The organism is Chryseobacterium sp. LAM-KRS1 (assembly GCF_013184525.1).
Lineage (GTDB): Bacteria > Bacteroidota > Bacteroidia > Flavobacteriales > Weeksellaceae > Chryseobacterium > Chryseobacterium proteolyticum.
Map to the genome: position 1 here is coordinate 623,107 of NZ_JAAOIZ010000001.1, position 26,766 is coordinate 649,872.

29 protein-coding genes, 1 tRNA gene and 1 pseudogene are annotated in these 26,766 nt (G+C 37.0%); 25 read left to right on the forward strand and 6 right to left on the reverse strand.

Annotated elements, in window-relative coordinates:
* Positions 1–49: 49 nt before the first annotated feature.
* The 5 genes from G9C87_RS02780 to argH all read left to right on the forward strand — a co-directional run bounded on the left by G9C87_RS02780 (position 50) and on the right by argH (position 5,722).
* On the forward strand, positions 50–1,189 hold the full coding sequence (locus G9C87_RS02780) for an aspartate aminotransferase family protein (protein WP_172277883.1): 1,140 nt from the start codon (positions 50–52) through the stop codon (positions 1,187–1,189).
* A gap of 161 nt (positions 1,190–1,350) precedes the next feature.
* A complete protein-coding gene (locus G9C87_RS02785; RefSeq protein WP_172277884.1) occupies positions 1,351–2,313 on the forward strand; it encodes an N-acetylornithine carbamoyltransferase in 963 nt (320 codons plus the stop codon).
* A gap of 9 nt (positions 2,314–2,322) precedes the next feature.
* Positions 2,323–3,114, forward strand: a complete 792-nt coding sequence (argB, locus tag G9C87_RS02790) for an acetylglutamate kinase (protein ID WP_194304220.1) — start codon at positions 2,323–2,325, stop codon at positions 3,112–3,114.
* Complete coding sequence (locus G9C87_RS02795; RefSeq protein WP_172277886.1) at positions 3,089–4,171, forward strand: M20 family metallo-hydrolase; 1,083 nt, start codon at positions 3,089–3,091, stop codon at positions 4,169–4,171. Before argB ends, G9C87_RS02795 begins: the two co-directional genes overlap by 26 nt.
* Before the next feature lie 246 nt (positions 4,172–4,417).
* Complete coding sequence (gene argH / locus G9C87_RS02800; RefSeq protein WP_172277888.1) at positions 4,418–5,722, forward strand: argininosuccinate lyase; 1,305 nt, start codon at positions 4,418–4,420, stop codon at positions 5,720–5,722.
* A 92-nt stretch (positions 5,723–5,814) separates the two neighbouring features.
* Here argH and G9C87_RS02805 read toward each other — a convergent pair whose 3' ends face one another.
* Positions 5,815–6,276: an Lrp/AsnC family transcriptional regulator gene (locus G9C87_RS02805; protein ID WP_172277890.1), complete on the reverse strand. Its 462-nt coding sequence runs from the start codon at positions 6,274–6,276 to the stop codon at positions 5,815–5,817.
* Positions 6,277–6,519: 243 nt separating this feature from the next.
* Between G9C87_RS02805 and G9C87_RS02810 the strand changes: the two genes are divergently transcribed.
* From G9C87_RS02810 to G9C87_RS02845, 8 genes are all read left to right on the forward strand, one after another.
* Complete coding sequence (locus G9C87_RS02810) at positions 6,520–7,410, forward strand: aspartate carbamoyltransferase catalytic subunit (protein WP_172277892.1); 891 nt, start codon at positions 6,520–6,522, stop codon at positions 7,408–7,410.
* Between the two features lie 86 nt (positions 7,411–7,496).
* Positions 7,497–8,570 carry a carbamoyl phosphate synthase small subunit gene (locus G9C87_RS02815; RefSeq protein WP_172277894.1) on the forward strand — a complete coding sequence of 358 codons (1,074 nt, stop codon included), beginning with the start codon at positions 7,497–7,499 and terminating at the stop codon, positions 8,568–8,570.
* Between the two features lie 53 nt (positions 8,571–8,623).
* A complete protein-coding gene (locus G9C87_RS02820) occupies positions 8,624–8,977 on the forward strand; it encodes a four helix bundle protein (protein ID WP_172277896.1) in 354 nt (117 codons plus the stop codon).
* 58 nt (positions 8,978–9,035) lie between these two features.
* Positions 9,036–12,218 (forward strand): carbamoyl-phosphate synthase large subunit, encoded by a 3,183-nt coding sequence (gene carB, locus G9C87_RS02825; protein WP_172277898.1) that lies wholly within the window; start codon positions 9,036–9,038, stop codon positions 12,216–12,218.
* 191 nt (positions 12,219–12,409) lie between these two features.
* Positions 12,410–12,829 carry a hypothetical protein gene (locus G9C87_RS02830; RefSeq protein WP_172277900.1) on the forward strand — a complete coding sequence of 140 codons (420 nt, stop codon included), beginning with the start codon at positions 12,410–12,412 and terminating at the stop codon, positions 12,827–12,829.
* A 247-nt stretch (positions 12,830–13,076) separates the two neighbouring features.
* On the forward strand, positions 13,077–13,661 hold the full coding sequence (locus G9C87_RS02835; RefSeq protein WP_172277902.1) for a hypothetical protein: 585 nt from the start codon (positions 13,077–13,079) through the stop codon (positions 13,659–13,661).
* 179 nt (positions 13,662–13,840) lie between these two features.
* Positions 13,841–14,344 carry a hypothetical protein gene (locus G9C87_RS02840; RefSeq protein ID WP_172277903.1) on the forward strand — a complete coding sequence of 168 codons (504 nt, stop codon included), beginning with the start codon at positions 13,841–13,843 and terminating at the stop codon, positions 14,342–14,344.
* A gap of 49 nt (positions 14,345–14,393) precedes the next feature.
* Complete coding sequence (locus G9C87_RS02845; protein WP_172277905.1) at positions 14,394–14,993, forward strand: hypothetical protein; 600 nt, start codon at positions 14,394–14,396, stop codon at positions 14,991–14,993.
* 23 nt (positions 14,994–15,016) lie between these two features.
* On the opposite strand, the gene G9C87_RS02850 is transcribed toward G9C87_RS02845, so the two are convergent.
* Positions 15,017–15,868: an aspartyl protease family protein gene (locus tag G9C87_RS02850; protein WP_172277907.1), complete on the reverse strand. Its 852-nt coding sequence runs from the start codon at positions 15,866–15,868 to the stop codon at positions 15,017–15,019.
* A 123-nt stretch (positions 15,869–15,991) separates the two neighbouring features.
* Between G9C87_RS02850 and G9C87_RS02855 the strand changes: the two genes are divergently transcribed.
* From G9C87_RS02855 to G9C87_RS02885, 7 genes are all read left to right on the forward strand, one after another.
* Positions 15,992–16,768 carry an isocitrate lyase/phosphoenolpyruvate mutase family protein gene (locus tag G9C87_RS02855; RefSeq protein ID WP_194304221.1) on the forward strand — a complete coding sequence of 259 codons (777 nt, stop codon included), beginning with the start codon at positions 15,992–15,994 and terminating at the stop codon, positions 16,766–16,768.
* Entirely contained in the window at positions 16,768–17,811 is a 1,044-nt protein-coding gene (locus G9C87_RS20915; protein ID WP_172277909.1) for a bifunctional transcriptional activator/DNA repair enzyme AdaA, read from the forward strand. The genes G9C87_RS02855 and G9C87_RS20915 overlap by 1 nt, the downstream gene beginning before the upstream one ends.
* 48 nt (positions 17,812–17,859) lie before the next feature.
* The gene (locus tag G9C87_RS02865; protein ID WP_172277911.1) at positions 17,860–18,393 is read left to right on the forward strand and encodes a Crp/Fnr family transcriptional regulator; all 534 of its coding nucleotides are present in this window, start codon (positions 17,860–17,862) and stop codon (positions 18,391–18,393) included.
* Positions 18,394–18,447: 54 nt separating this feature from the next.
* Entirely contained in the window at positions 18,448–19,002 is a 555-nt protein-coding gene (locus G9C87_RS02870; protein ID WP_172277913.1) for a DinB family protein, read from the forward strand.
* A gap of 78 nt (positions 19,003–19,080) precedes the next feature.
* Complete coding sequence (locus G9C87_RS02875; protein WP_172277915.1) at positions 19,081–19,686, forward strand: DUF2911 domain-containing protein; 606 nt, start codon at positions 19,081–19,083, stop codon at positions 19,684–19,686.
* Between the two features lie 5 nt (positions 19,687–19,691).
* The gene (locus G9C87_RS02880; RefSeq protein WP_172277917.1) at positions 19,692–20,222 is read left to right on the forward strand and encodes a GNAT family N-acetyltransferase; all 531 of its coding nucleotides are present in this window, start codon (positions 19,692–19,694) and stop codon (positions 20,220–20,222) included.
* Positions 20,219–20,578: a cupin domain-containing protein gene (locus tag G9C87_RS02885; protein ID WP_172277919.1), complete on the forward strand. Its 360-nt coding sequence runs from the start codon at positions 20,219–20,221 to the stop codon at positions 20,576–20,578. Before G9C87_RS02880 ends, G9C87_RS02885 begins: the two co-directional genes overlap by 4 nt.
* 84 nt (positions 20,579–20,662) lie before the next feature.
* Here the strand turns inward: G9C87_RS02885 and G9C87_RS20920 are convergent, their stop codons facing one another.
* The 4 genes from G9C87_RS20920 to G9C87_RS02900 form a co-directional block, all read right to left on the reverse strand.
* Positions 20,663–21,016, reverse strand: a complete 354-nt coding sequence (locus G9C87_RS20920; protein WP_317168521.1) for a dienelactone hydrolase family protein — start codon at positions 21,014–21,016, stop codon at positions 20,663–20,665.
* Positions 21,017–21,018: 2 nt separating this feature from the next.
* Complete coding sequence (locus G9C87_RS20925) at positions 21,019–21,405, reverse strand: dienelactone hydrolase family protein (RefSeq protein ID WP_317168522.1); 387 nt, start codon at positions 21,403–21,405, stop codon at positions 21,019–21,021.
* A gap of 192 nt (positions 21,406–21,597) precedes the next feature.
* A complete protein-coding gene (locus G9C87_RS02895) occupies positions 21,598–22,209 on the reverse strand; it encodes an HAD family hydrolase (protein WP_172277921.1) in 612 nt (203 codons plus the stop codon).
* A gap of 232 nt (positions 22,210–22,441) precedes the next feature.
* Positions 22,442–22,876 carry a type I restriction enzyme HsdR N-terminal domain-containing protein gene (locus tag G9C87_RS02900; protein ID WP_172277923.1) on the reverse strand — a complete coding sequence of 145 codons (435 nt, stop codon included), beginning with the start codon at positions 22,874–22,876 and terminating at the stop codon, positions 22,442–22,444.
* Positions 22,877–22,882: 6 nt separating this feature from the next.
* Between G9C87_RS02900 and holA the strand changes: the two genes are divergently transcribed.
* From holA to G9C87_RS20765, 5 genes and pseudogenes are all read left to right on the forward strand, one after another.
* Positions 22,883–23,920: a DNA polymerase III subunit delta gene (holA, locus tag G9C87_RS02905; RefSeq protein WP_172277925.1), complete on the forward strand. Its 1,038-nt coding sequence runs from the start codon at positions 22,883–22,885 to the stop codon at positions 23,918–23,920.
* Between the two features lie 275 nt (positions 23,921–24,195).
* Positions 24,196–25,137, forward strand: coding sequence for a thioredoxin-disulfide reductase (trxB, locus tag G9C87_RS02910; RefSeq protein ID WP_172277927.1), 942 nt, complete (start codon positions 24,196–24,198; stop codon positions 25,135–25,137).
* Between the two features lie 226 nt (positions 25,138–25,363).
* Positions 25,364–25,451: transfer RNA gene (locus G9C87_RS02915), tRNA-Ser, on the forward strand.
* A 481-nt stretch (positions 25,452–25,932) separates the two neighbouring features.
* Positions 25,933–26,292, forward strand: a complete 360-nt coding sequence (locus G9C87_RS02920) for a phage integrase SAM-like domain-containing protein (RefSeq protein ID WP_172277929.1) — start codon at positions 25,933–25,935, stop codon at positions 26,290–26,292.
* A 52-nt stretch (positions 26,293–26,344) separates the two neighbouring features.
* Positions 26,345–26,740 (forward strand): annotated as a pseudogene (locus G9C87_RS20765) (DUF1016 N-terminal domain-containing protein).
* Positions 26,741–26,766 lie beyond the last annotated feature (26 nt).

Below are 26,766 nucleotides of genomic sequence, written 5' to 3' on the forward strand. Positions count from 1 at the left end.
CAATAACCCGAAACCGGTAACTAAAAATTTTCAACTTCAATTAAAAAAAATGAACTTATTTAACGTATATCCATTATTCAATATAAATCCTGTAAAAGCAAAGGGGTCATTTCTTTGGGATGATAAGGGAGAAAAGTACCTTGATTTTTATGGAGGCCATGCAGTGATCTCTATAGGTCATAATCATCCTTATTATCAGGAGAAATTAAAGGATCAGTTAGAAAAAATTTCTTTTTACTCCAATTCAGTACAAAACGAATTGCAAACTGAACTGGCATCGAAACTTGGAGAGATATCAGGATACGAAGACTATGATCTTTTCCTGTGTAATTCCGGAGCTGAAGCCAATGAAAATGCGTTAAAACTTGCTTCTTTTCATAATGGAAAAAGTAAAGTGCTTTATTTTTCCGGTTCTTTTCATGGAAGAACCTCTGCGGCAGTTTCCGTAACGGATAATCCGAAAATTGTAGCACCTGTCAATTATTCCGAACGTTTCATAAAGTCGGAGTGGAATAATGTTGAGCAATTAGAGGAAGTTTTCAGAACTCAGGGAGATACAATTTCTTCGGTGATTATTGAAGGGATTCAGGGAGTGGGTGGAATTATGATTCCAACGCCGGAGTTTTTATCTAGAATTAAAGAGCTATGCGATCAATATAATGCTGTTTTGATCTTAGATGAGGTTCAGTCAGGATATGGTAGAACGGGTTATTTCTTTGCTCACCAGGAGTTCGGTATCCAGCCTGATATAATTACAACCGCAAAAGGAATGGGAAATGGCTTTCCGATTGGTGGAGTCCTGATCCATCCTAAATTTGAAGCAAGCCATGGTTTGCTGGGAACTACTTTTGGAGGTAATCACCTGGCATGTGCTGCAGCGATTGCTGTGTTAGATGTTATCAGGGATGAAAGCCTTATTGATAATGCTGAGCATATGGGAAGCTATATCGAAAAAGAAATTGAAGATTTACCACATATCATCTCTATACGAAGGAAAGGTCTGATGATCGGGATAGAGCTGGACAGGGATTGTGCAGAGGTAAGGAAAAGCCTGCTTTACGATCATCATATTTTTACCGGAAATTCTAATGATAAAACGGTGCTGAGGATCCTTCCTGCACTCAATATTAGGAAAGAGGAAACAAATCTTTTCATTGATGCATTGAGGGAAGTACTGACGAAATTGTAAGAGTGAAAATTGCGGAATTGCAAAAACGAAAATGATAGATTGTTAAGCGTAAAATTGCAGGATCGTAAAAGGGTAAAACTATAGGATAGTCATAAGACGTCTCTAATGGTTTTAAAAATATAGAAATAAGAGTCTGTTGACCATTAAATAAAATTTATACAATGAAAAACTTTACTGCTGTAAGCGATATTGAAAACTTACAGGAAATTATAAAAAAAGCCTTATATATAAAAGAAAATCCCCATTCTGAAACCGAAAAAGGAAAGGGAAAAACCATTGGATTGGTATTTCTTAACTCAAGTCTGAGAACCCGTTTAAGCAGCCAGATCGCTGCACAGAACCTGGGACTTAATATCTTAACATTAAATGCTGCACAAGAAGCCTGGAATCTTGAATTTGCTGACGGAGCTGTAATGAACGGAGATACTGTAGAACATATTAAAGATGCGATAGAAGTATTGAATCAATACTGCGATATCATTGCGGTTCGTTGCTTTGCGGGAATGAAAAGTAAAGAAGATGATGTTAATGAAAGTATTCTAAGCCAGTTTCAGCAACACGCGAAGGTTCCTGTAATTTCTTTGGAGTCGGCAACACGTCATCCTCTGCAGAGTTTAGCGGATTGTATAACCATTAGCGAAAACTGGAAAGAAGAGCGTAAGCCTAAAGTAGTCCTTACTTGGGCTCCTCATATCAAGCCGATCGCTCAGGCAGTTGCGAATTCCTTTACGGAATGGATGCAGGAAATGGATGTGGATTTTGTTATCACAAATCCTGAAGGATATGATTTGGATCCAAACTTCACAAAACAGACGAAAATCATTCATAACCAGGATGAAGCTTTAAAAAATGCGGATTTTATCTATGTTAAAAACTGGTCATCTTTTGATGAATATGCTGCGATGCCTGAAGTGAAGGAAAACTGGATGTTGACAGCTGAGAAGTTGGCGCAAACCAATAACGGAAAAGTAATGCATTGTCTTCCGGTTCGCCGGAATGTAGAATTGAGTGACGAAGTGATGGATGGTGAAAATTCTATTATTTACCAACAGGCTAAAAACCGGATTTTTTCTGCTCAGGCAGTGTTCAGTGAAATCCTGGATGAAATTAACCAAAGTAAATAACAGGAGATTATGGACAAGCTTTTTGTTGTAAAAATAGGAGGTGCCTTAATTGATGACGAAGAGTTATTGGATCAGTTTTTAGAGCAGTTTTCTCAAATCAAAGAAAAGAAGATTCTTGTTCATGGTGGCGGAAAGCTTGCTACTGACCTGGCTGATAAATTGGGAGTTGAGCAGAAGCTCGTCAACGGGCGCAGAATTACTGATAAGGAGACTCTGGATATTGTGGCAATGGTGTATGCAGGTGGAATTAATAAAAACATTGTCGCAAAACTTCAGCAGAAAAAATGTAAAGCAATAGGGTTTTCAGGAGCTGATGCCAATTTGATTAAAGCTAAGAAAAGAGAACATGCAGAAATTGATTTTGGATTTGTAGGAGACATTGAGAAGAAAAGCGTCAATAATAAATTGATATCCAAATTAATTAAGCTTGAGCTTGTTCCTGTATTTTCGGCTATTACGCATGATAAAAAAGGAAATCTTTTCAATACCAATGCAGATACAATAGCTTCGGTGATTGCACAGGCCTTATCGAAGAAATACGATGTGGAATTGCTCTATTGTTTTGATAAAGAAGGAGTATTGGAAAATGTGGATGATCCTGATTCTGTAATTAAAAGCGTATCGTCCGAAGATTTTTCAACCCTGAAAGAAGAAGGAAAACTGCATAAAGGCATATTGCCAAAACTTGAAAACGCACTGGGTGCGATTAAAAACAATGTAAATAAGGTATTCTTAATAAAAGAAACTCAATTAAAAAACCATATAGAAAACCATCATGGAGGCACTGAAATCTGTTTATAGTCAAGAAGAATTGTTCGATAATGCGACTGAACTGCTGAAAAAACTGATTGAAATTCCTTCATTCAGCAAGGATGAGTACAATACATCTGTAGCTATTGAAAACTTTTTTCAGAAGCATCTGATCCCGGTAAAACGTTTTAAAAATAACATCTGGGCTGTCAATAAATATTTTGACGCATCCAAACCTTCTGTGTTATTGAACACCCATCATGATACGGTGAAACCTAATAAAGCGTATACACTGGATCCATTTACGGCGATTGAAAAAGATGGAAAACTGTATGGTTTGGGAAGCAATGACGCAGGAGCATCCTTGGTTTCTTTAGCACAAACCTTTTTACATTTTTATAATAGAGACGATTTAAAATATAATTTAATTATTGCCCTGACGGCAGAGGAGGAAATTTCAGGATTTGATGGAATTGAAGCTCTTTTTCCACAATTACCTAATGTGGAGCTGGCTATTGTTGGAGAACCCACACAGATGAATCTGGCGATAGCAGAAAAAGGACTTCTGGTCATTGACGGTGAAATGAAAGGAACTGCTTCCCATGCTGCCCATCCCAATGATGATAATGCCATTGTAAAATGTATGGAGGATCTGCAGCATATCACCCATTTTAAATTCCCAAAGGTATCTGATTATCTCGGAGAGGTTAAAATTACCCTATCCGGTATCCATGCAGGAGTTCAGCACAATGTAGTTCCCGAATCCTGCCAGTTTACATTGGATGTGAGGGTGACGGATGAGTATACGAATGAAGAGGCTTTTGATATCATTCAGTCCCAAATGAAATCCAACCTTACGGCAAGGTCTTTCAGGCTGAATTCTTCAAAAATAGAACCTGACCATCCTTTTGTACAGGCAGGACTGGCTATTGGAAGGTCGACTTACGGTTCCCCGACATCTTCGGATCAGGCAATTATCCCATGTACTTCTGTTAAGATCGGTCCCGGAGACAGTAGGCGCTCTCATACGGCTGATGAATTTATAGAACTCCATGAGATAAAAGAAGGGATTGATATTTATATCCGGATTTTAGAAAGGGTTTTGTAAAAGACAGCAGGTATCAGAATTATTTGAAAGCATTAAATATCTGACATCTGAAATCTAAAGAAAATGTTTTGACACCCAGCATGATCATAATGAAGAGTATCGTTTTTAATAAGATTTATGCAAAATGACAATTAAAAATAAAAGACTTTGTTGAATGTGGAAGATGTTCAGTTCAGGAAGACGGAAAGAGCATGCTGGGTAAAAAAACAACCTAAAATCAATTAATAATATTTTAAACAAACAATTATGAAAAAGATATGGCAGAAAGATGATCTTGCCACCAATATATTAGTCAATAAGTTTACTGTCGGTAAAGACCTTGATTTTGATGAACGTCTGGCGAAATATGATGTTAAAGGTTCTTTGGCGCATTGTAAGATGCTTGCAGAGGTTGGAATTATTTCCCATGAAGAAGCTGAACAGATGACCTCTGTTCTGTCGATGATATTAAAAGATATAGAAAACGGAGATTTCGAAATCGATACCCAGGCAGAAGATATCCACTCACAGGTTGAAGCCATCCTGATTGAAAAATTAGGAGATACCGGTAAAAAAATTCATACGGCAAGATCCCGTAATGATCAGGTTTTACTGGATATAAAACTATACCTTTTGGATGAGATCCGTGAAATAGCAGGTCTTACGGATGGGTTTTTCCAATTGCTTATCCAGCTGGCAGACCAGCATAAAAATGTATTGCTTCCCGGGTATACCCATTTACAGATTGCAATGCCATCTTCCTTCGGACTATGGTTCGGAGCCTATGCAGAAGCTTTGTTGGACGACCTTGAAATGTTATTTTCAGTAAAAAACATCATTAATAAAAATCCGTTAGGGTCTGCTGCGGGTTATGGTTCCTCTTTTCCTATAGATCGTGAAAGTACCACCTATAATCTGGGTTTCCAGACAATGAATTACAATGCAGTATATGCACAGATGACCCGTGGTAAATCTGAAAAAATGCTTGCAATGGCAATGGCAACAATGGCTGGGACCCTTGGGAAATTTGCGTATGATGTATGTTTGTATTTAAGTCAGAATTTTGATTTCATAAGCTTTCCTAAAGAATTTACTACCGGAAGCAGTATTATGCCTCATAAAAAGAATCCTGATATTTTCGAACTGGTACGGGCACGATGCAACAGAATTCAATCGCTACCCAATGAGCTTATCTTATTAACGAATAATCTTCCGTCGGGATATCACAGAGATGTGCAGCTCACAAAAGAAATCTTATTTCCTGCGATTGACTCTTTGAAGGAATGTCTTGAAATCCTGAACTACACTTTACCACATATTAAAGTAAAGGATGGTATTCTTGAAGACGAGAAGTATAAATATCTGTTCAGTGTAGAGAAGATCAATGAAGAGGTTAAAAAAGGAAGTTCTTTCCGTGATGCATATATAAAGGTAGGACAGGAAATTGAGAATAATGAGTTTGATTATGAAATTACAGACCTCCATCATTCTCACCAGGGAAGTATCGGAAACCTTTGTCTGGATAAAGTAAGCTACCAGTTCAATAAATTAAAGAATAAGATAGTAGGGTAAATCAGTACATTGGATTTCCAATCCGGCAAAAAGGTAGAATAGCTGAATTGTCCAATCGTATAATGGCCATTATTCCTTTCTGCTAAAAGAAATTAGTCCAGGTCAATTTTAAATTTGGTGGATTTTTTAACCTCATGAAGAACGATGGAGCTGTGGTACTGACCAATATTAGGAATGTTTGAAATCACGCTTACGGCAAAATCATTATAAGAGTTGATGTCTTTAGCGATGATCTTTAACATATAATCATATTCTCCGGAAAGACTTATGATTTCCTGAACCTCGTCATATTTGCTGATGTTTTTCTCAAAAGTCTCCAATACTTTCTTGGATTGCTCTTTGAGCCGGACATTACAATACACCACAATATTAAGGCCTAGTTTTTCACGATTCAGAAGGCCAACATATTTTTCAATGACACCCTGTTTCTCCAGCTGCTTGATACGCTCATAAGTAGGAGTAAAAGTAAGACCTATCTTCTCGGAGATTTCTTTTACAGATAAGGTAGAGTCTTCCTGGATAATACTGAGAATCATTTTGTCTTTGGCGTCCATATGAGCAATTTGAATTTTAACAAAAATATTAAGAAAAAATGAGAATAAGGTGTGATTAAAGTTTTTTAATTTTTTTAGAACTTTAGTTTTGTCAATTCGGTTAATTGTTATATCTTTGCACCTAATGAATAAAAGAGTATTTATATCATTAGATTTACCGGGCGAAAGCGCCCTTTACGATATTTATTGTTATTAAGCGAAGATTTTGTCTTCGCTTTTTTTATGTAAAAAAATTAAGATATTATGTTTACGATTGCAGAACTAAGTACAGAGAAAATCAACAGTATACTAACAGAAGCGCTGGCTTTTGCTGAAGGAAAAACAGCTAAAATTGACGGTGAGGTTTTTTGCTCAAATCTGTTTTTTGAAGACAGTACCAGAACAAAAACAAGCTTCGATGTGGCTGAAAGAAAACTGGGATTGCAGGTGGTTCCTTTTGATGCTTCTCACAGTTCAGTAAATAAAGGCGAAAGTTTATATGACACTGTGAAGACGATCGAAAGTATAGGAGTAAACTTAGTCGTAATAAGAGACAAAAAAGACGGGTTCTTCGAAGAATTGAAAAATATCAACATCCCTGTGATCAACGGGGGAGACGGAACCGGAAACCATCCGTCACAATGTATGCTGGATCTCATGACCATCTACCAGGAGTTTGGGAAATTCGAAGGACTGAAAATAGGAATCGTAGGAGATGTGAAACACAGCAGGGTAGCCAACTCGAATGCTGAGGCATTAAGAAGGTTAGGTGCCAAAGTATATTTTTCTGGGCCTGAGCAATGGTTTGATGAGGGAGCCTTAATCAACGGAACATACCAATCGGTAGACGAGCTGATCCATGAAGTGGATGTCCTGATGCTGTTGAGAATTCAGCACGAAAGACACGATGCTAAAATGAGCTTTTCAGCATCCGAGTACCATAGAAAATATGGATTAACAAAAGAAAGGGAGCAGGCAATGAAGAAAGGAGCTATTATTATGCATCCGGCACCGATCAACAGAGGAGTGGAGATTGACACAGATCTTGTGGAATGTGAACGTTCAAGGATCTTCAAACAAATGCAGAACGGGGTTTTTGCAAGGATGGCCATACTGAAAAATGCATTGGAAGAAAAAGGATTTAAATTTAAATAATTATTGTAAAAAGTATTAATGTAAAAGGTATTCATGAAAATCGTTAATACGTTAATACATGAATACATTATACAACAAAAATAAAAATGAAAAAGAAATTAATATTAGAATCCGGAGAGGTTTTTTACGGAGAAGGTTTCGGAGCAGAATTGGAAACTGCAGGAGAAGTGGTTTTCAATACCGGAATGACGGGATATCAAGAATTGATTTCCGACCCATCTTATTGTGGTCAGATTGTATGTATGACGTATCCGCTGATCGGAAATTACGGGATCAACCGTGATGATTATGAAAGTATTGAGCCGGCTATTAAAGGTCTTATTGTAAAAGAAATTTGCGATTTGCCATCGAATTTCCGTACTCAGATTACTTTAGATGAACTATTCAAAAAGAAAAACCTTTCAGGAATTTCAGGAATTGACACAAGAAGACTGACAAGGATTCTTCGTAATTCAGGAGTTGTAAAAGGGAAAATCGTGAACGCCGATACAGATGAAAACACAATCGTACAGGAATTAAAATCAACAACTTTCCCTACCAACCAGGTAGAAACGGTTTCTACAAAAACACCATATGCTAATCCGGGAAGAGGGTTTAAAGTGGTGCTGGTAGATTTCGGCTCCAAACTGGGAATCATCAGAGAACTTTCCCAAAGAAACTGTGATATTATTGTTGTATCACACGATACTACAGCCGAAGAAATTTTATTAATGAATCCGGATGGAATTATGCTTTCAAACGGTCCTGGTGACCCTGAAGATAATCCTAAAGCTTTGGAAATGATCCGTGGTCTTTTAGGAAAAGTTCCCATCTTTGGAATCTGTCTCGGACACCAATTGATCGGATTAGCCTGCGGAGCTAAAACATTCAAATTGAAGTTCGGACACAGAGGAGGTAACCACCCGGTGTTAGATTTAGAGAAAAACAAAGTTTCAATCACTTCTCAGAACCACGGTTATGCAGTGGATCAGGAAAGCCTTAAAGGAACCGATCTTATCGAAACACACATCGCCCTGAACGACAGAACAAATGAAGGATTAAAACACAAAATCCACCCTTGTTTCTCTGTTCAGTATCACCCGGAAGCAAGCCCAGGCCCTGAAGATGCGAACTACTTGTTTGATGAGTTTATTGATTTAATGGAGAAATTTAAGAAGTAATAATATAGACATCAGATATCAGACACTAGACTTCAGACTTTAATAAAGTAAATATGCACAACTTTGAGAAATTACTTTTCTGGCAGAAATCAATTCAACTTGCAAAAAAAGTTTACCTTGTTTGTGTTGATTTACCGAAGGATGAGAAATTTGGCTTGATTTCTCAAATTAAAAGATCCGTAGTCTCAATTCCATCTAATATTGCGGAGGGAGCAGGAAGAAATAATGATAGAGAATTTTATCATTTTCTGGGTATTGCAAATGCCTCTTCTTTTGAGCTACAGACACAGCTAATATTAACAAGAGAATTGGAATTGCTAAGTGTGGAAAAAGTCGACAGTCTAATATCACAACTGAATGAAATTCAAAGAATGATTTATACATTCAAATCTAATTTAAAAAAGTAAAACACAATGTTGGAAGTCTGAAATCTGACATCTAACATCTTGTATCTAAAAAAAGAAAATGGCAAAACGTACAGATATAAAAACAATTTTAGTAATTGGTTCCGGGCCTATCATCATTGGGCAGGCTGCCGAATTCGATTACGCAGGAACGCAGGCTTGTTTGTCTTTGAGAGAAGAAGGCTACAGGGTAATTTTGATCAACTCAAATCCTGCAACGATTATGACGGATGTGGAGATCGCTGATAAAGTATATATCGAGCCGATATCCCTTCAGTTTGTAAGTCATATCATCAGAAAAGAGCGTCCGGATGCGTTGCTTCCTACTTTGGGAGGACAAACCGGATTGAATATGGCGGTAGAATTAGAGAAATCAGGGATTCTTGAAGAATGTAAAGTTGAGGTACTTGGAACTAAACTTTCAGCGATCAACAGAGCGGAGGACAGAGATCTGTTCCGTGAGTTGATGAGAGAACTGAACGAGCCGGTTCCGGAATCTGATATTGTAAATACAGTGGAAGGAGCCCTTAATTTTGCAGAAGAAATCGGATATCCTGTAATTGTTCGTCCTGCCTTTACGATGGGAGGAACAGGAGGTGGAATAGCTTCCAATGAGGCTGAATTGAAGGAGATTGCTGAACTAGGATTGAAATACAGCCCGGTTACCCAGTGTCTTATCGAAAAATCAATTGCCGGTTTCAAGGAGATTGAATATGAAGTAATGCGTGATGCGAACGACAATGCCATTGTGGTTTGTAACATGGAGAATATCGATCCGGTAGGAGTTCACACGGGGGACTCAATTGTTGTGGCGCCTTCACAGACACTTTCGGACAGAGAGTATCAACTATTGAGAAATGCATCACTGAAAATCATCAGAGCATTAGGAATTGAGGGAGGATGTAATGTGCAGCTGGCCCTGGATCCTCACTCATTCAATTATTATATCATCGAGGTAAACCCTAGGGTTTCCAGATCATCAGCTTTAGCAAGTAAGGCAACAGGATATCCGATCGCTAAGATTGCGGCTAAAATTGCAGTAGGACTTACACTGGATGAAATTATGAATCCGGTTACAGGAAAAACATATGCATGTTTTGAGCCTGCACTGGATTATGTGGTTACCAAATTCCCGAGATTCCCGTTCGATAAATTTGAAACTGCTGACAGAAGACTTTCTACTCAGATGAAAGCTACCGGAGAGGTTATGGCCATCGGAAGAAATTTTGAAGAGTCTTTACAAAAAGCGATCCGTTCTTTAGAAACAGGAATCAGACATCTCGGATTAAAGAAAAAACAGGCAGAAGCGCTTACAGCAGAAGAAATCGAAAGAAGAATCAGAGTTTGTGATGATGAGAGATTATTTATCATCGGGGATGCGTTGAGAAGAGGATATGACTGGGAACAGATCGTAGAATGGAGTAAGATCGACAAATTCTTCATCTGGAAGATCAAAAAGCTTATTGATTTCGAAAAAGTTATTGCAGACAATAAATTCAATAAAGAGACTTTAATTGAAGCTAAAAAATTAGGTTTCGCAGACCTTAATATCGCCCACCTTTGGGAGACGACACAGCGTGAAGTTTTCAACTTCAGAAAAGAAAACGGGGTGATGCCGGTTTATAAAATGGTGGATACCTGCGCAGCTGAATTTGAAAGTGAAACCCCGTATTTCTACGGAACCTATGAGGAGGAAAATGAAAGTGTAGTTTCAGATAAGAAAAAGGTTATTGTTTTGGGTTCGGGACCGATCAGAATCGGACAAGGGGTAGAATTTGATTATGCAACGGTACATTCAGTATGGGCGATCAAAGAAATGGGATATGAAGCAATCATCATCAATAACAACCCTGAGACTGTTTCTACAGATTTCTCAATTTCAGATAAGCTGTATTTTGAACCTCTGACGGAAGAAGATGTAATGAACATCATCGAACTGGAAAAGCCAACAGGAGTAGTCGTACAGTTCGGAGGACAAACAGCGATTAACCTTGCAGATAAATTGGCCAGCCATGGAGTAAAGATCCTGGGAACTTCATTAGAAGATCTTGACAGAGCTGAAAACAGAGATAAATTCGAGAAAGCGCTTCAGGAACTTGGAATTCCTCAACCACTGGGAAAAACTTCAACTTCGAAAGAAGAGGCAATAAAGATTGCCAATGAAATCGGATATCCCGTGTTGGTAAGACCAAGTTATGTGTTGGGAGGAAGAGCCATGGAGATTGTATATACAGAAGCAGAACTGGCACACTATATGGAATTTGCGGTAGATGCAAGCCCGGAACATCCGGTACTGGTAGACCGTTACATCACCGGAAAAGAAGTGGAAGTGGATGCCATCTGTGACGGGGAAACTGTAATTATCCCTGGAATTATGGAGCACATTGAAAGAGCAGGGGTTCACTCCGGAGACTCTATCGCAGTGTATCCACCGCAGAATGTTTCTCAAAAAGAAATTGATACATTGGTAGATTACACACAAAGGCTGGCAAAAGGCCTTAATGTGATCGGATTAATGAATATCCAATATGTTCTTTTTGAAGGAAATGTATATGTGATCGAGGTAAATCCACGTTCATCAAGAACGGTTCCTTTCCTTTCAAAAATTACGGATGTGCCGATGGCTAATCTGGCAACAAAAGCAATATTAGGTCAGAAACTAAAAGACCTTGGATATGAAAACGGACTGGTACCTAATAAAGATGGGGTGTTTGTAAAAGTTCCTGTGTTCTCTTTCTCCAAATTAACAAAAGTTGATATCTCCCTGGGACCTGAAATGAAATCTACAGGAGAAGTTATGGGAAAAGATACAACTCTGGAAAAAGCACTTTACAAAGGTTTGATCGCTGCAGGAAGAAAAGTTCCGATGCATGGCTCTATTCTCTTCACTGTGGCTGATAAGCATAAAGAAGAGGCTGCTGATCTTGCGGCGAGATTCCATGAAGTCGGATTCAGAATCTGGGCAACCGAGGGAACGGCTAAATTCTTTGAAGAGAAAGGAATTCCTTGTAAAATAGGATACAAGATCGGAGAAGAGGATGTCAACCTTATCGACCTGATCCAGAAAGGTAAAGTACAATATGTAGTTAATACCATGACAAAAGGGAAGCAAGTTGAAAGAGACGGTTTCCAGATCAGAAGAATGAGTGTTGAAAACGGAGTACCATGTTTAACTTCCATGGATACTGTAGAAGCAATTCTAAAAGTAATTGAAAGCATGACTTTCAAAATGGAAGCGATGTAATTCCTGAAAAAATAAATGTAAAACGCACCCTAAGTAATTGGGGTGCGTTTTTTTTGTAAAGAATAAATCTTATAGAGATAATGAAGAAATCATTGTGTAAATTTGAATGATTCACTATTTTATTTGAATCAATGTATGAAGAAATTTTTAAAATATTTTCGGATTTTAATTTTCTCGGATCAATATAATATATGAAAAATAAAAGAATTCTCATTGTTGGAGTGTGTATAGTAGCCTTCTTAACCGCATTTTTTTATGCTTTATTTGAAAATCCCTATAAGACCGTAACAATCAAAGTACTCGATTGTGAATATACTTACAGAGACTATTATTTTGATGATTGGAAACTAAGGGATTCCTATATAAAACCACAACCAACCACAGCATTTGGAAAACAGTTCGCTGAAAAAGAAATTGGGATGTGTTTGTATGGTAAATATTTTCAAACATTACATTCACAATATAAAATTGAACTTTTAAAATTGTTCAAAAACAGTGAAGAGGTAATGATTACAGAAAAGAATTTTGTAATTGATAAGGAATTTAAAAATAAGACGGGGTTAAATAAGCCAAAAGACTCTATTGATTTCAATCAATATTATCTTGAGTAAAGTTTTGGTTCTACAATATAAGGTTTACGATATTACAAGGTTTATCATAAAATGACTTCGGACATTTTTCTTACCATAGTTCTAAACGCACTTTAATGAATAATTTAAGGTGTGTTTTTATTTTTGGCGAATATTTTATTGGGTTTATTTTAATGTACGATAAACATTGGAAAAATTAAAGAGAGTAGGTAAAAGGAAATTGATAAATATGTAAATTAGCCCGTTAAAATTTATTAAATAAAATTGAATGAAATCAAAATTTAAAATTTTTGTTTTAGGTGTTTCGTTGACGTCTTTAACGAGTTGTGCATTATCTAATTCTGTTCAGAAAATTAATTATCAATCAGGGTTAAAAATTGATAATAAATTAGCTTCCAGTAAGACTGTTCAGATCGATCCTATGAAAGATACAAGGGGATATCAGGATAATAAAGTTATTTTCTATAAGAAAAACATGTACAACCAAACCATGTCCGGTGCTTATATGGCTGAAAAGCCTGTTTCAGAAATCCTTACGGACGCTATAAAAAACGGGCTTAAAGAAAAGAATGTTAACTTAGGCAGCGATAATAAAAGTTTTACGTTAAAATCAGAATTACAAAAAATGGATTACGAAGCCATTTCCGGATTCTCTACTGTTCAGCTGATCCCTCAGATCACCGTAAAGTTTCAGTTGATTGACAATGAAGGAAAAGTGGTTTGGACTGATCTGATAACAGGAAAGGCAAACACAAAAGGAGCCAAATTTGAAAAATTCCTGCCACCGGCTATCGACAATCTTGTAGAGCAGCTGGTCAACAGCCAGGACTTCCTGAATACGATAAAAGAATAATCGATATTTTGATATAAAAAAACAGATAATTTTTGCCCCGTAAATTTTTTACGGGGTTTTTAGTTGATGTAAACATATTAGTTTTTTTTTGCCGATTTATTTATAAATTAGAGCGTTAAAATTCAGGCTGTTAAAATTGTAAAAAAACTAATAGGAATTCCACCAAATCAAAAGTAACCATGGCAGAATATAACGCAAAATCAAATAATGCTTTATCTTTTGAAGTGACAAAAGATGAGAAATTAATTGGAAAACTTTCTTATAATAGCTGGTTTAAGTTCAATGCAGTCATTGACCTGGCGGATTATTCCCATTATGTAATAGAACCTAAAGGTTTTTGGGGAACAACGATTGAACTGAAATACCATGATCGTGTTCTGCTGAAGTTCAGAATGAACTGGAACGGAGAAATCGTCATTCAGACCCATTTTAATGATTGTAAAAAAAGTTATGCCTTTAAGCACAGAGGGATTTTTAAAGAATCTTTCGTGCTGGTGGATGAAGAGGGTTCAGAATATGTAGTGATGAAACCTAATTTTAAATGGAATAACCCCGATTATGAATACCAGATCGCTACCTCCGAAGCTTTTGAGGAAATTCCTGATAAAGAAATTATATTGATCACTTCATTGCATTGTGCCAATTATTACATGTCTATGATGAGTTCGGCTGCTATAGTGTAGATAAACAGAGCAGCTTAAAATTCATTATTTTATAAAAGTTTATTGTTAAATGAAATTGTCTCAAAAAAGTTTATTTAGAAAACAAATAATAGAATTTTACGATACGAAAATTCATATTAAAACAAAACACCTAGGAAACAAAAATGAATTTGATATTAGTTATGAAAGTATTTTGCCGAATAAATATGATGTCAAAGGAAATAATCTAATTCTCTTTATTCTTTCTGCCTTTTTTTATTTGTTATCTGGAGCAGTTTATTACTGGAGATACATTGAAGGTGATCCAACTGTTGAAGGAGAAGCTTCTATTATTTGGTTTATTATTGGGACTTCCTTTTTGTTTTTTGCTTTAAAATCCATTGAAAGCATTTGGAGAATAAATATTGTAAATAATCAGTTTATTAAAATTTATAAGAAAAGTCCCAATGAAATTGTAGTAAATGATTTTATAGCGAATATGTTCAGGCAAAGAAATAAATATTTAATTGAAACATATGGAAACGTAAACTCTAACTTAAACTATGAAAAACAATACAATAATTTTGTATGGCTTAGAAATATGGAGGTAATAAATGAATTTGAATTTAATGAAAAACTAAAAGATTTGGACTTCATATTTGGTAAGCAAAATAATAAGATTGGGTTCTAAGGCCATAATAAGAATTTCAATTTTTAATTGATTTTATAATAAGGATCGGAGAAATACCGGCTGGGTTTAATATAAGCTGTTTTCCGGTCTGCATCAAATATCCATATGAACCTTTTGATCAGGTCAGCTGCAAAATAACTTACTTTTTGCGTTTTAAGATCTCCTGCAAAGAATCCTGCAGAAACATTTTTTAATGTTGTATTTCCGATTTTAAACTCAGGTAAAATTCCTTGTTTTGTGATCACACTTTTTCCGCTGGAATTCTTTAATGTTTTCTCGCCCGTTATTTTTAATTTTTTATCCAGCAGGTTATCTTCCGCAAACTGATTATTGTACAGAAGTCCACCGGAATATCCCGATTGTAACAGAAAGCGGCCGGTAATCGTTTTCCCATCGATTATATTTTCTGCTTCAATAAACAACTGATCCCTTTCCGGATATAATTTTATAGGCTGAAATCGCTCCAGATCGGGTAGATGATCATAAATTACAAACTGATTATGGTCATAATCGATCTTGAAGGCCTTTCCGGAGAAAGCTCCTGTTCCGAACTTTCCGTCAGCTTCATGTCCGGTCAGTTCATTATCAAAAAAACGCACATTTTTCCAGGTGATTTTTCCCAATTGCACCCTGTTGCTGTCACTGATTTCATCCTTATTAAAAATAATATGATCTGCCTTCCGGGTTCGTTGAGGGGATATTGATGCATCCTCCATGGCAATCTGAAACATCAGATCTAGTGAATCCTTGTCATTAACCAGTGCTTTCACAATAATATTATTGTGCTTGGTTAATCTGAAAGGAATTGTTTCCTGTGCGTGAAGAGTCGTGAGGCCAATAAGGAAAAAGAGTATGAATTTTATTTTTGTCGGCATGGATAAAAGATTTCGGTATAGAAATTAACCTTTATTTTTGAAATATAAAAGAATAAAAATACTTGTTCATTTTTCGGTTGCAAAATATACCCCACAGTACTTAATTTTATAAAAAAAAGCGAAATGACAAATATTCAAATTTTCAGAGATCTGCATCATGGTAATGAACCTTTATTGGTGGGAAATGTATGGAATGTACAAAGCGCGAAAGTATACGAAAAGCTGGGCTATAAAGCTTTAGCCACTTCAAGCTCTGCGGTAGCCCATAGTTTGGGGTACGAGGATGGAGAAGAGATGAGTTTTGATGAGTATTTCTATATGGCTGAAAGGATACTGAAATCTGTTCATATTCCTGTATCTGTGGACCTGGAAGCGGGTTATGGAAATACAACCGATGAGATCGTTTCCAATATTTCCAAACTGTCGGCTGCCGGAGCTGTAGGGATTAATATTGAAGACAGTATCGTGGTGGACGGAAAAAGGAGATTACTATCACAGGATGAGATTTATGAAAAATTCCGACCTGTTATTTCAAAACTGAAAGACAATGCTGTTGAGATTTTCATCAATTTCCGGACAGATCCCTTTTTGATGGGAATTGAAAATCCTGTTGAAGAAACTTTGCAAAGAATCCGGATCTTTGAAGAACTGGGAGTGGATGGGATCTTTGTACCGTGTATTACCGGTGAAGAGGATATCAAAACCATCGTGAATGCCACGGAGACTCCTATCAATGTTATGTGTATGCCGGAATTACCCGATTTTGAAACTTTAAAAACGCTTAATGTAAAAAGAATTTCCTCCGGTAGTTTTTTAAACGGATACATTTATGATCGTTTGGAAGATGCGGGCCGCGAGGTTGTTGCAAAACAAAGCTTTTCACCTATTTTTATATCATAATGAGGCTTACAGAAGACAGAATGTATCAGGCTTCCCTGGAAAAGGATTCCACATTTGAAGGAACGTACTGGATGGCCGTAAAAACGACCGGAATATTCTGCCGTCCCACCTGCACTGCCAGAAAGCCCAAAAGAGAAAATGTGGAGTTTTTTTTAGACACCAAAGAGGCTATCGCACATGGTTACAGAGCATGCAAAGTATGCAGGCCGCTGGAAAAACTCAATGAAACACCATCCTACATCCGGGAATTGCTGAATGAATTAATGGGTGATGAATCGGTGAAAATTAAGGACTCCGACTTGATCGCGAGAAATATAGAGCCGGTAACAGTTCGCCGGTGGTTTTTGAAAAATCACGGGATTACTTTTCATGCTTTTCAAAGGAAACTGAAGGTAAATAAGGCTTTCAAAAGGATTAAAAACGGGGAAAGCATTCTCGATGCCGCAATGGCCTCGGGTTATGAAAGTCTGAGTGGTTTTAATGAACGCTTTAAAAATATAGTAGGAGTCTCCCCAAAACATACAGGAAGGCAGAAGATTATTGACCTTAAAAGGATTGAAACACCTTTAGGAACCATGTTTGCCTGTGCTGTTGATGAAGGAATCTGTCTTCTTGAATTTACAGACCGGAAAAATATGGACCGGCAGTTTGCTTCGTTGTCAAAATTCCTCAATGCAGAAATCGTTCAGGGAGAAAACAAACATTTCCAGCAGCTCGAAAGAGAATTACAGGAATATTTTGAGGGAAGGCGAAAGTCTTTTGATGTTCCGTTATACATAACGGGTACAGAGTTTCAGGAAAAAGTATGGCAGCTGCTACGTGAAATTCCAATGGGGGAGACCAGGACCTATAAGCAGCAATCTGAGGTTTTAGGAAACCCAAAGGCTATACGTGCTGTAGGAACCGCCAACGGGATTAATAAAATAGCTATATTGGTTCCTTGTCATAGGGTGATCGGGTCTAATGGTGACCTGGTTGGCTATGCCGGTGGCATCTGGAGAAAACAAAAATTACTGGAGCTGGAAAAAGCGATCTTATTCTGATTTTTTATTTAAATTTATAGAACGCATCATAACAAATATCCGAAATTTATGAGTTCTGTAAATACCCTCCAAACAATGATCGATGCCGGTTTATTTCAGGCTCAGAAAACCATTCAGCGATACCAGTTTTTAAAAGTAAAAGGAGAGACTGATACCCATATTTACTTTGTGCAAGAAGGAAGTGTAAGGATTTTTATCATGGATGAGGATGAAGAACGGATCGTCAGGTTCGGATATAAGGGGAACATTATTGTTTCACTTGATTCTTTTTTATCGGAAAAACCCTCTGATTTTTACATCCAGGCTATAAAAAGGACTACAGTAAAAATAGCCTCCAAGCAAAATTTTTATGAGTTGATCCGGTCGGATGACCAGCATCTGAATTGGTGGACCCATGTTCTGGAAGATCTCGTTCTGCAACAGATTGAAAGGGAAAAAGATCTCCTGATCTATTCTCCCCGTGAGCGTTTTAAGAGGGTTTTGAAAAGGAGTCCGAAGCTGTTTCAGGAGATTCCCAATAAATATATTGCCAATTATCTGCGCATGAGCCCCGAAACATTATCCAGGCTAAAGAAATCTTGAGTTCAATCAAGATTTCAGAATGGATTAAACCTGAAATTTGTAGAAAAAGGATCAATGAAAATTCTTACCGCTCAATTATTATCAGAATTAAAGGAAATTACGCAAAATAACACCCGGTACGTAGAAACTCTTCTCAATAGAACGGATCAGGAACTCAATTACAGAACCTCTGAAAACTCCTGGACTGTACTGGAATGTATAGCGCACCTTAACCGGTACGGTCAATTTTATATTCCGGAAATCCACCGAAGGATATTATCTTCAAAATTTCCACCCAAAGTTACTTTTTCACCTGGAATTTTAGGGGACTACTTCGCAAAGTCCATGCTTCCAAAAGAGAAGCTTAATCCAATGAAAACATTCAAAACAATGAATCCCATTCACAGTAAATTGGATAAGAACGTGTTGAAGGATTTTATTGAACAACAGCATCAATTACTCGGACTGCTTGAGCAAGCTAAAGATATTAACCTTGAAAAGACCAGAACGAGCATCAGTATTTCAAAGCTTATTAAACTGAAGCTCGGAGACACTTTACGTTTTGTGATCTACCATCATTTGAGGCATATTGAGCAGGCAAAAAAAGTATTGGAAAGTCTTAAAAATTAATAGTGCGAAAGCAAAAATTATTAAGAATGGGGAGGGCTGTTTTATTTTGATTTCGTAATTTTAGGCAAAAATTTACACGTGAAGAAATTACTATTCGCAGTTTGCCTGTCTGCTTCAGCTTTAAGTTTTGCACAGGATTATTCTGTACCGGCAGCAAGTCCACGTCAGAGAGTGGAACAACAATTTTCGATGTCTAAGATTACGATCGATTATGGAAGACCCGGAGTGAAAGGCCGTAAAATTTTCGGTGAATTGGTTCCTTATGGACAGGTGTGGAGAGCAGGAGCAAACTCTTCAACAAAAATTACTTTCGGACAGTCCGTTAACTTTGGAGGGAAAACAGTTCCTGCAGGGACTTATGGATTATTCATTATTCCAACTGAAAAAGAATGGAAAGTTATTTTAAATAAAGATTTCCAGCAGTGGGGCGCGTACACCTATGATCCAAAGCAAGATGTTGTAGACGTTACCGTACCCGTAAATAAATTAGCAGATAAGCAGGAATGGTTTGAAATTACATTAAACCCTACCGATGAAAATTCCGGAAATTTGGTTATTAAATGGGATATGGCTCAGGCAGAAGTTGCTTTGAAGCCTGCAAAATTAGATGCGGTGATCAAAATTTCTGATAAGTTGAAAGAAATCAAGAAAATAGAAACCGACGCAGCTAAAACCAAAAGCTAAGACGTATGAATTTCTCTGTTCAACCTATTTTAGAAAATGATGAACTTCAATTAATCCCCTTGGTACAAGGGGATTTTGAATCTGTATACGAGGTGGCTTCAGATCCTAAGGTCTGGGAACAACACCCGAACAAAGACCGTTACAAGAGAGACGTTTTTGAAAGCTTTTTTCAGGGAGCGATGGAAAGTAAAGGAGCTTTTAAAATTATTGATAAAGCATCGGGAGACGTATTGGGAAGCACCCGTTATTATAATTACGACGAAGATGACAGCAGCATCTTTATCGGGTATACGTTTTATGGAACAAAATCCTGGGGAAAAGGCATCAATCCTAAAGTGAAAAAGCTGATGCTGGATTACATTTTTCAGTTCGTGGATAAAGTTCATTTCCATGTAGGAAAAGAAAATCTCCGCTCCCAGATTGCTATGGAACGATTGGGAGGTGTAAAAACAGGAGAAGAAGAGGTTGCTTATTTTGCAGAACCTACCCGGACCAACTTTGTGTACGAAATCAAAAAAGAAAGCTGGCTGAAATGAAAAAATATAAAATTCAGAAATCACCTTTTATCGTTCCCACTACAGATGGGAAACTTATTGAGGAACATTGGGGAAATTCTACGAATAATTCAGATATATCAATTGCTCATATGGTAGCACCTCCCGGTTGGAGCGAACCTCACCAGACTCCTCAGTTTGATGAATTTACCATTATTGTTTCCGGAAAAAAGCAGTTTGAAATTGACGGTGAAACGGTCATCCTTGAAAAGGGGCAAAGCATTCTTGTGGAAAAGGGAGCCAGAGTGCGTTACAGTAATCCTTTTACTGAGCCCTGTGAATACATTGCGATCTGTCTTCCTGCCTTTTCCATAGAACTGGTGAACAGGGAAGAGTAGCCATTAATAAGAAACCGGACAGTATATTGATCTGACAATATAAGGTTGTTGTATAGCCAGATCAATACATTGTCCGTATAAAAGTTACTTCAGAATTTCTTTCAAAAACATCAGGGTATGGTTCCATGCTCTCTTAGCCATCACTTCATTGTAATCAGGAGATTTTGGATCAGTAAACGTATGCTTTGAATGAGCATAGGTGATGATCTGCCAATCAGCAGCCCCGTCGTTCATTTCTTTCACCAGGTTATCATAATCCTGTTGGGTAACTCCTTTATCGTCTGCCGGATTTTCAATCAGCATTTTCGTTGAGATCGGACCGTTCTTTCTTGTCTGGTCCTTACCAATGCTTCCATGAATCGATACAACACCGGCTACAGGCATATTGGCCCTGGCAACTTCCAAAGCTCCGGTTCCACCGAAACAATAGCCGATCACAGCTACTTTCCCGTTGGATGCACCGCTCTTTTAAGCTGTTCTAACGCCAATGAAATCCGTTTTTGGTATTCCGTATAATTTTGTTTGTAATGTCCCGCTGCTTTTCCGGCTGCGTCATTGTCGGCAGGAATATTCCCTTCACCATAAATATCAGCAATAAACGCAATATAACCTTGTTTTTCAAGCTCTACAGCAGCTGTTTTGGCTTCGTCATCAATTCCTTTCCAGGCGGGTAAAATCAGTACTCCCGGAAGCTTTTTTCCGGCATTGGATGTTACAAGGCCATTGAGCTTCTGTGAGCCGTCCTGATAAGAAACGGGTTTTAAGTTTTGACTGAATAATGCTCCCGATGTCATAAAAAGGGTGGTTAATAAGATGGAACGTATCATATTTTGTTATTTTAATTACACTAATATTCTTTAATAGCTGAATGAATATGGATGAGGTACGATCTTGAAACTGCATGTAGAGAGAGGGGTTTTCTCCTCAATAAAGTAACAAAAATGTATCAAAATCCTCATCTAAGTTAATAAAAATAACTTATTAGAAGAACCGTTAAAATATTGTTAATCCGTTATTTATTAGAATTTCAATCCCAAACCGATCAGTTCTTTTTCCAGATCTGTTGTAGGATATACCTGTATGGTATGAAAACCTAAAGATTCTGCCATTTCAATATTCTTTGGATTGTCGTCTATAAAAACAGATTCATGAGCATGGATATCGTAACGTTCCAGTAGGAGATGCCATATTTTGGGATCCGGTTTTATCAGTTTTTCGGTTCCTGAAACCACAATTTTTCCATCAAAAAGCTGGAAGAAATCATAATTTTCAAGAGCGTAGGGAAATGTTTCTTCAGACCAGTTGGTGAGTCCGTACAGGTGATAATTGGTTTTGCTGAGTTTTCTTAAAACCTCCACATTTTGTGGGATATCACTTTTCAGCATAACATGCCAGTTGTCATAATACGCTCTAAGCTCTCTTTCCCAATCCGGAAATTTCTGAACCTGAATGTTGGTTCCTTCCATAAGGCTTCTTCCCCGGTCCTGTTCCTCATTCCATTCCGACTGTGCGATGTGGGTAAGGAAATATTCCATTTTATCATCGTCATTGAAATAGTCCCTGAAAAAATATCTTGGGTTCCAATCCATTAAAACGCCCCCGAAATCGAATATAATATTCCTGATGTTCATAGTAATCCGCTCAATATTTACTAACCGCACAATAGCTTTATCATCTGAATTTTACATTCAACTGAATCTCTTAAGTGCTTTGTTATTTAATGATTTACAATTTTTGTAGATTAAATGTAGGGAGATTTATGCTCTTATGAACTATAGACTGTGTTTAAAAATTGTGAACTATTAGTTAACGGGAGGATTCATATACAATTGGTTGCTAAGATATTTAATGGCAAATGAAATTTTAATGATCCGCTTTATAAAACTGATACTGCTCATTCTCAAAATAAGCATTGATATGCTGAAGGCCGTTGGTAAGGACAATTTCTTTAGCTCCGATGATCGAATTATATCTTGCCGTTTGTTCAAAAGTTTTTTCCGTCAGTTTAATATGGGGAGCTTTGCATTCCACCAAAACAATAGGCTTGGCTTTTTCTGTGATCAGCAGGTCAACTCTTTTTGTGAGACCGTTTAAAACGATCTTTTTTTCTGTAACCAAAGCAGATACAGAGTAGGATTTTACAGTAAGATAATAATGTATCCAATGTTGTCTTACCCATTCTTCAGGGGTAAGCAAAAGGTAAGTTTTACGAACCAAGTCATAAATAAAAAACTTATCTTTGTCTTTCTTGAATTTAAAATCAAAAGTTTCCTGAAAATTCAGTTTTGGAAGTTCCATTAAAAGATGAAAGAATTAGATTTAATCCTCAAAAATATTAAAAATAAAGAAGTTTTACCGATTTATTTTTTCCACGGAGATGAACCTTATTTTATTGATGTTGTCGTAAAGGCTCTTGAACACGACTTTCTGGAAGAGGATGAAAAAGCTTTCAACCAGACCGTGACCTATGGGAAAGATACTACCTATCAGGAAGTTCTTTCGCTGGCAAGACAATTTCCTATGATGGGTGACAAGCAGGTGATCATTGTAAAAGAAGCACAGGATCTCAGGCTGAATGAAGAGGAAAGCAGAATCCTGGAATCTTATGTTGAAAACCCTGTACCTTCCACCGTTCTTGTTTTTGCCCACAAGCATAAGAAGCTGGACAGCCGTAAAAAAGTAACAAAAGCATTGGACAAGGCAAAGGCTCTTTTCCTGAGCGAATCGATCCGGGAGAATAATCTTCCTAAATGGATTGCTGATGAATGCATCAAGCTGAACATTAAGACAGCACCTAATATTTCCCATCTTTTAGCGGAATATCTTGGAAATGATCTTTCACGGATCGCCAATGAGCTTGGAAAATTAAAGATCATTCTAAAGGAAGGAGAAGTTTTGGACGGAACGATCGTTGAAAACCACATCGGGATCAGTAAAGAATTCAATGTTTTTGAACTTCAGAAGGCTTTGGGAACAAAGAATTCCAATGCAGCATTTAAAATTGCCCATTTTATGGGAAAGAATCCCAAGAATAATCCTTTTGTGATGATGCTGGCCAGTTTGTACAATTATTTTTCAAATGTAATTATTTACCAGACAATGGCAGGGCAGCCACCACAGGTTATCGCCTCTCAGATGGGAATCAACCCCTATTTTATAAAAGATTATGCGGAGACAGCCAGGCTATATCCTCTGAAACATGCAACAAGGGTTATTTCTATTTTAAGGGAATTCGATATGAAAGGAAAGGGGCTTGGTGCCGTGAATATGAGCGAAGCAGAATTGATCAAGGAACTGGTATATAAGATTATTAATGTGGATAAGTTTAAGATGAAGGTGTAGGTAGTTGAGAGTTGAGAGTTGAGGGGGGTAAGATTTTTATAAAGCGTTGAGAAGTAGGAGATTACTCATGGTGACATATAAAGCGATTTCGCGATTAAGCAATTTAGCAGTTTTGAAACTCTGATGAACCCGAAACCAGCGCCTAATAACCCATACTACATTCATCGACAATCGACATATTGATTATTGACAAGTATCATTAAAATTCCTTTAATAAAACATTAAAAATTACGAAATTAGCGAACTTTAATTTTAATCTTTTTGAAAAGTAAATTATGGAGCAAAACATTTTAGATTGTGTAATAGTTGGATCAGGGCCATCTGGGTTCACAGCGGCAATTTATGCAGCAAGAGCAGATCTTAAACCTGAATTGTTCACAGGTTTGGAACCTGGCGGACAATTAACAACAACAACGGAGGTTGATAACTTTCCCGGATATCCTGCAGGTATTACAGGTCCTGAAATGATGATGGATTTGCAGAAACAGGCAGAAAGATTTGACACCAAAGTTCATTATGAAATGATCACAAAGGCTGAATTTTCTAAAGAAGTAGGTGGTGTTCATAAATTGTATGCGGGAAACAAAGAAATCCTGGCAAGAACAGTAATTATCTCTACAGGAGCCACTGCAAAATATCTGGGGCTGGACGATGAGAAAAAATATAATGGAGGAGGAGTATCTGCCTGTGCCACTTGTGATGGATTTTTCTACAGAGGAAAAGACGTAGTGGTAGTAGGAGCGGGGGATACAGCTGCTGAGGAAGCTACTTATCTGGCAAAATTGGTGAATAAAGTAACCATGTTGGTAAGAAAGGATGAGTTCAGAGCTTCAAAAGCAATGGTTCATAGAGTTCAGAATACACCGAATATTGAAGTGAAGTTTCATCATGAATTAATCGGGATCGAAGGGGAAAACAATCTTGTAGAAAGAGCTGTGGTGATCAATAACCAGACTCAGGAAAAATCTACCGTGGATGTACATGGGATCTTTATTGCCATTGGTCACAAACCTAATACAGATATTTTTGCCGGACAAATTGATCTGGATGAAAACGGGTATATTCAAACGGAGAAAGGATCAACAAGAACCAATCTTCCTGGTGTTTTTGCAGCAGGAGATGTTCAGGATCATATCTACAGACAGGCCATTACAGCTGCAGGAAGCGGATGTATGGCAGCTATGGATGCTGAAAAGTATCTTGCTGAACTGCATTAATACTTGAATTAATATATCATATCATAAACGCATCATGAATTGGTGCGTTTATTTTTTATCCTGTTTGTTGATCAATAAACATAGAAAGGCAATCCCAGGAAATTAATCCGGTTGATTTCTAGCTGATTATTTTATTTTGTTAAAATTTATCCGGGAATTATTTTGTCAGAATTAAAAAACGTTCTATATTTGCACCACTGAAAACGAAGGCATAGCCGGAGTTCAGGGAGAGTTGGCAGAGTGGTCGATTGCGGCAGTCTTGAAAACTGTTGACTGTAACAGGTCCGGGGGTTCGAATCCCTCACTCTCCGCCAGTTGGGAAACCAAAATAAGGTAAAACGCTGTAAACATCAATGTTTACAGCGTTTTTTGTTTTAGCGCAGTATCAAAAAAAACAAACTAGGTCACGATTTATATGTACTATTTCGTGTCCCATTCGAAAAATAACAAAAATGGGTCACTAAAAATCACTGAAAGCCAGACCAATAAGCAGTCTAACGATTTTACATCTTGCAAAAAGTAAATTAGTAAATCATTAAAGTTATCACACAATGAACAAAACATTCAACCTGTTATTCTTTATCAAAAAGAATAAAATCAGAAACAACGGAACTACTCCATCTACTTACGAATTACGATAGACGGCAAGGCAGCAGACATTGCTGCTAAAAGTATATCGATCCGAAGAAATGGGATGTTAAAGCGCACAAAGCACTAAGCAATTCGCAAGAAGCTAAAACACTGAATCTCTACCTTAAAACTTTGGAACATAAAGTTTAGGATTACCATTATCAGATGCAGAAAGAGGAAAATGATATGACAGCAGTAAGTTTAAAATCTAAACTACTTGGAACTGATATAAAAAAAAGAATGCTTATCCCAATCTTTCAAGAGCATAATCACAAAGTGGAAGCCCTGGTCGGTCAGGATTTTGCTCCTGTTACATTGGAACGTTACAAAACTTCTTTAAAGCATACGCAAGAATTCATTATCTGGAAATACAAAGTTTCTGATATTGATATCACGGAAATTGATCATAGATTTATAAGTGATTATGATTTCAAAACTAATGGATCATTCAGATATTGGTATACTCAAATTTATGCTGAAAATTATATACAGAAATTGGACGAAGCAGTGGAAAAGTTCGTTTAATAAATCTGTTTCAATCTAATTATTTTTAAATTTGCCTTAACATTCTACAAGTATGGAAAATCGCTTTTCAGAAATCACTATATTAATCAAAAAATCCCGTAATAATATGATAAAAGCTGTTAATACGGATCTTATAGATCTGTATTGGAATATTGGAGAATACATCAGTAAGCGTGTAGAAAATACAGAATGGGGACAATCTGTAGTCAAAGAATTAGCGAAATAGATTCAATAAACTGAACGTGAAATAAAGGGATTTTAAGATAAAAATTTGTGGAGAATGAAGAAGCTTTATAAAACCTACAAGGATTTTCTAAAACTCTTAGCACTGTCGAGAGAATTAAGCTGGACTAATAATACAATCATTTTTAGCCGTTCAAAATCTCATGAAGAGAAAGAGTTTTATCTTAATCTTCAGTGCAAGAAAAATATAGCTCACGAAATTTAGAACGCCAAATTAAGAGTGCTGTTTTC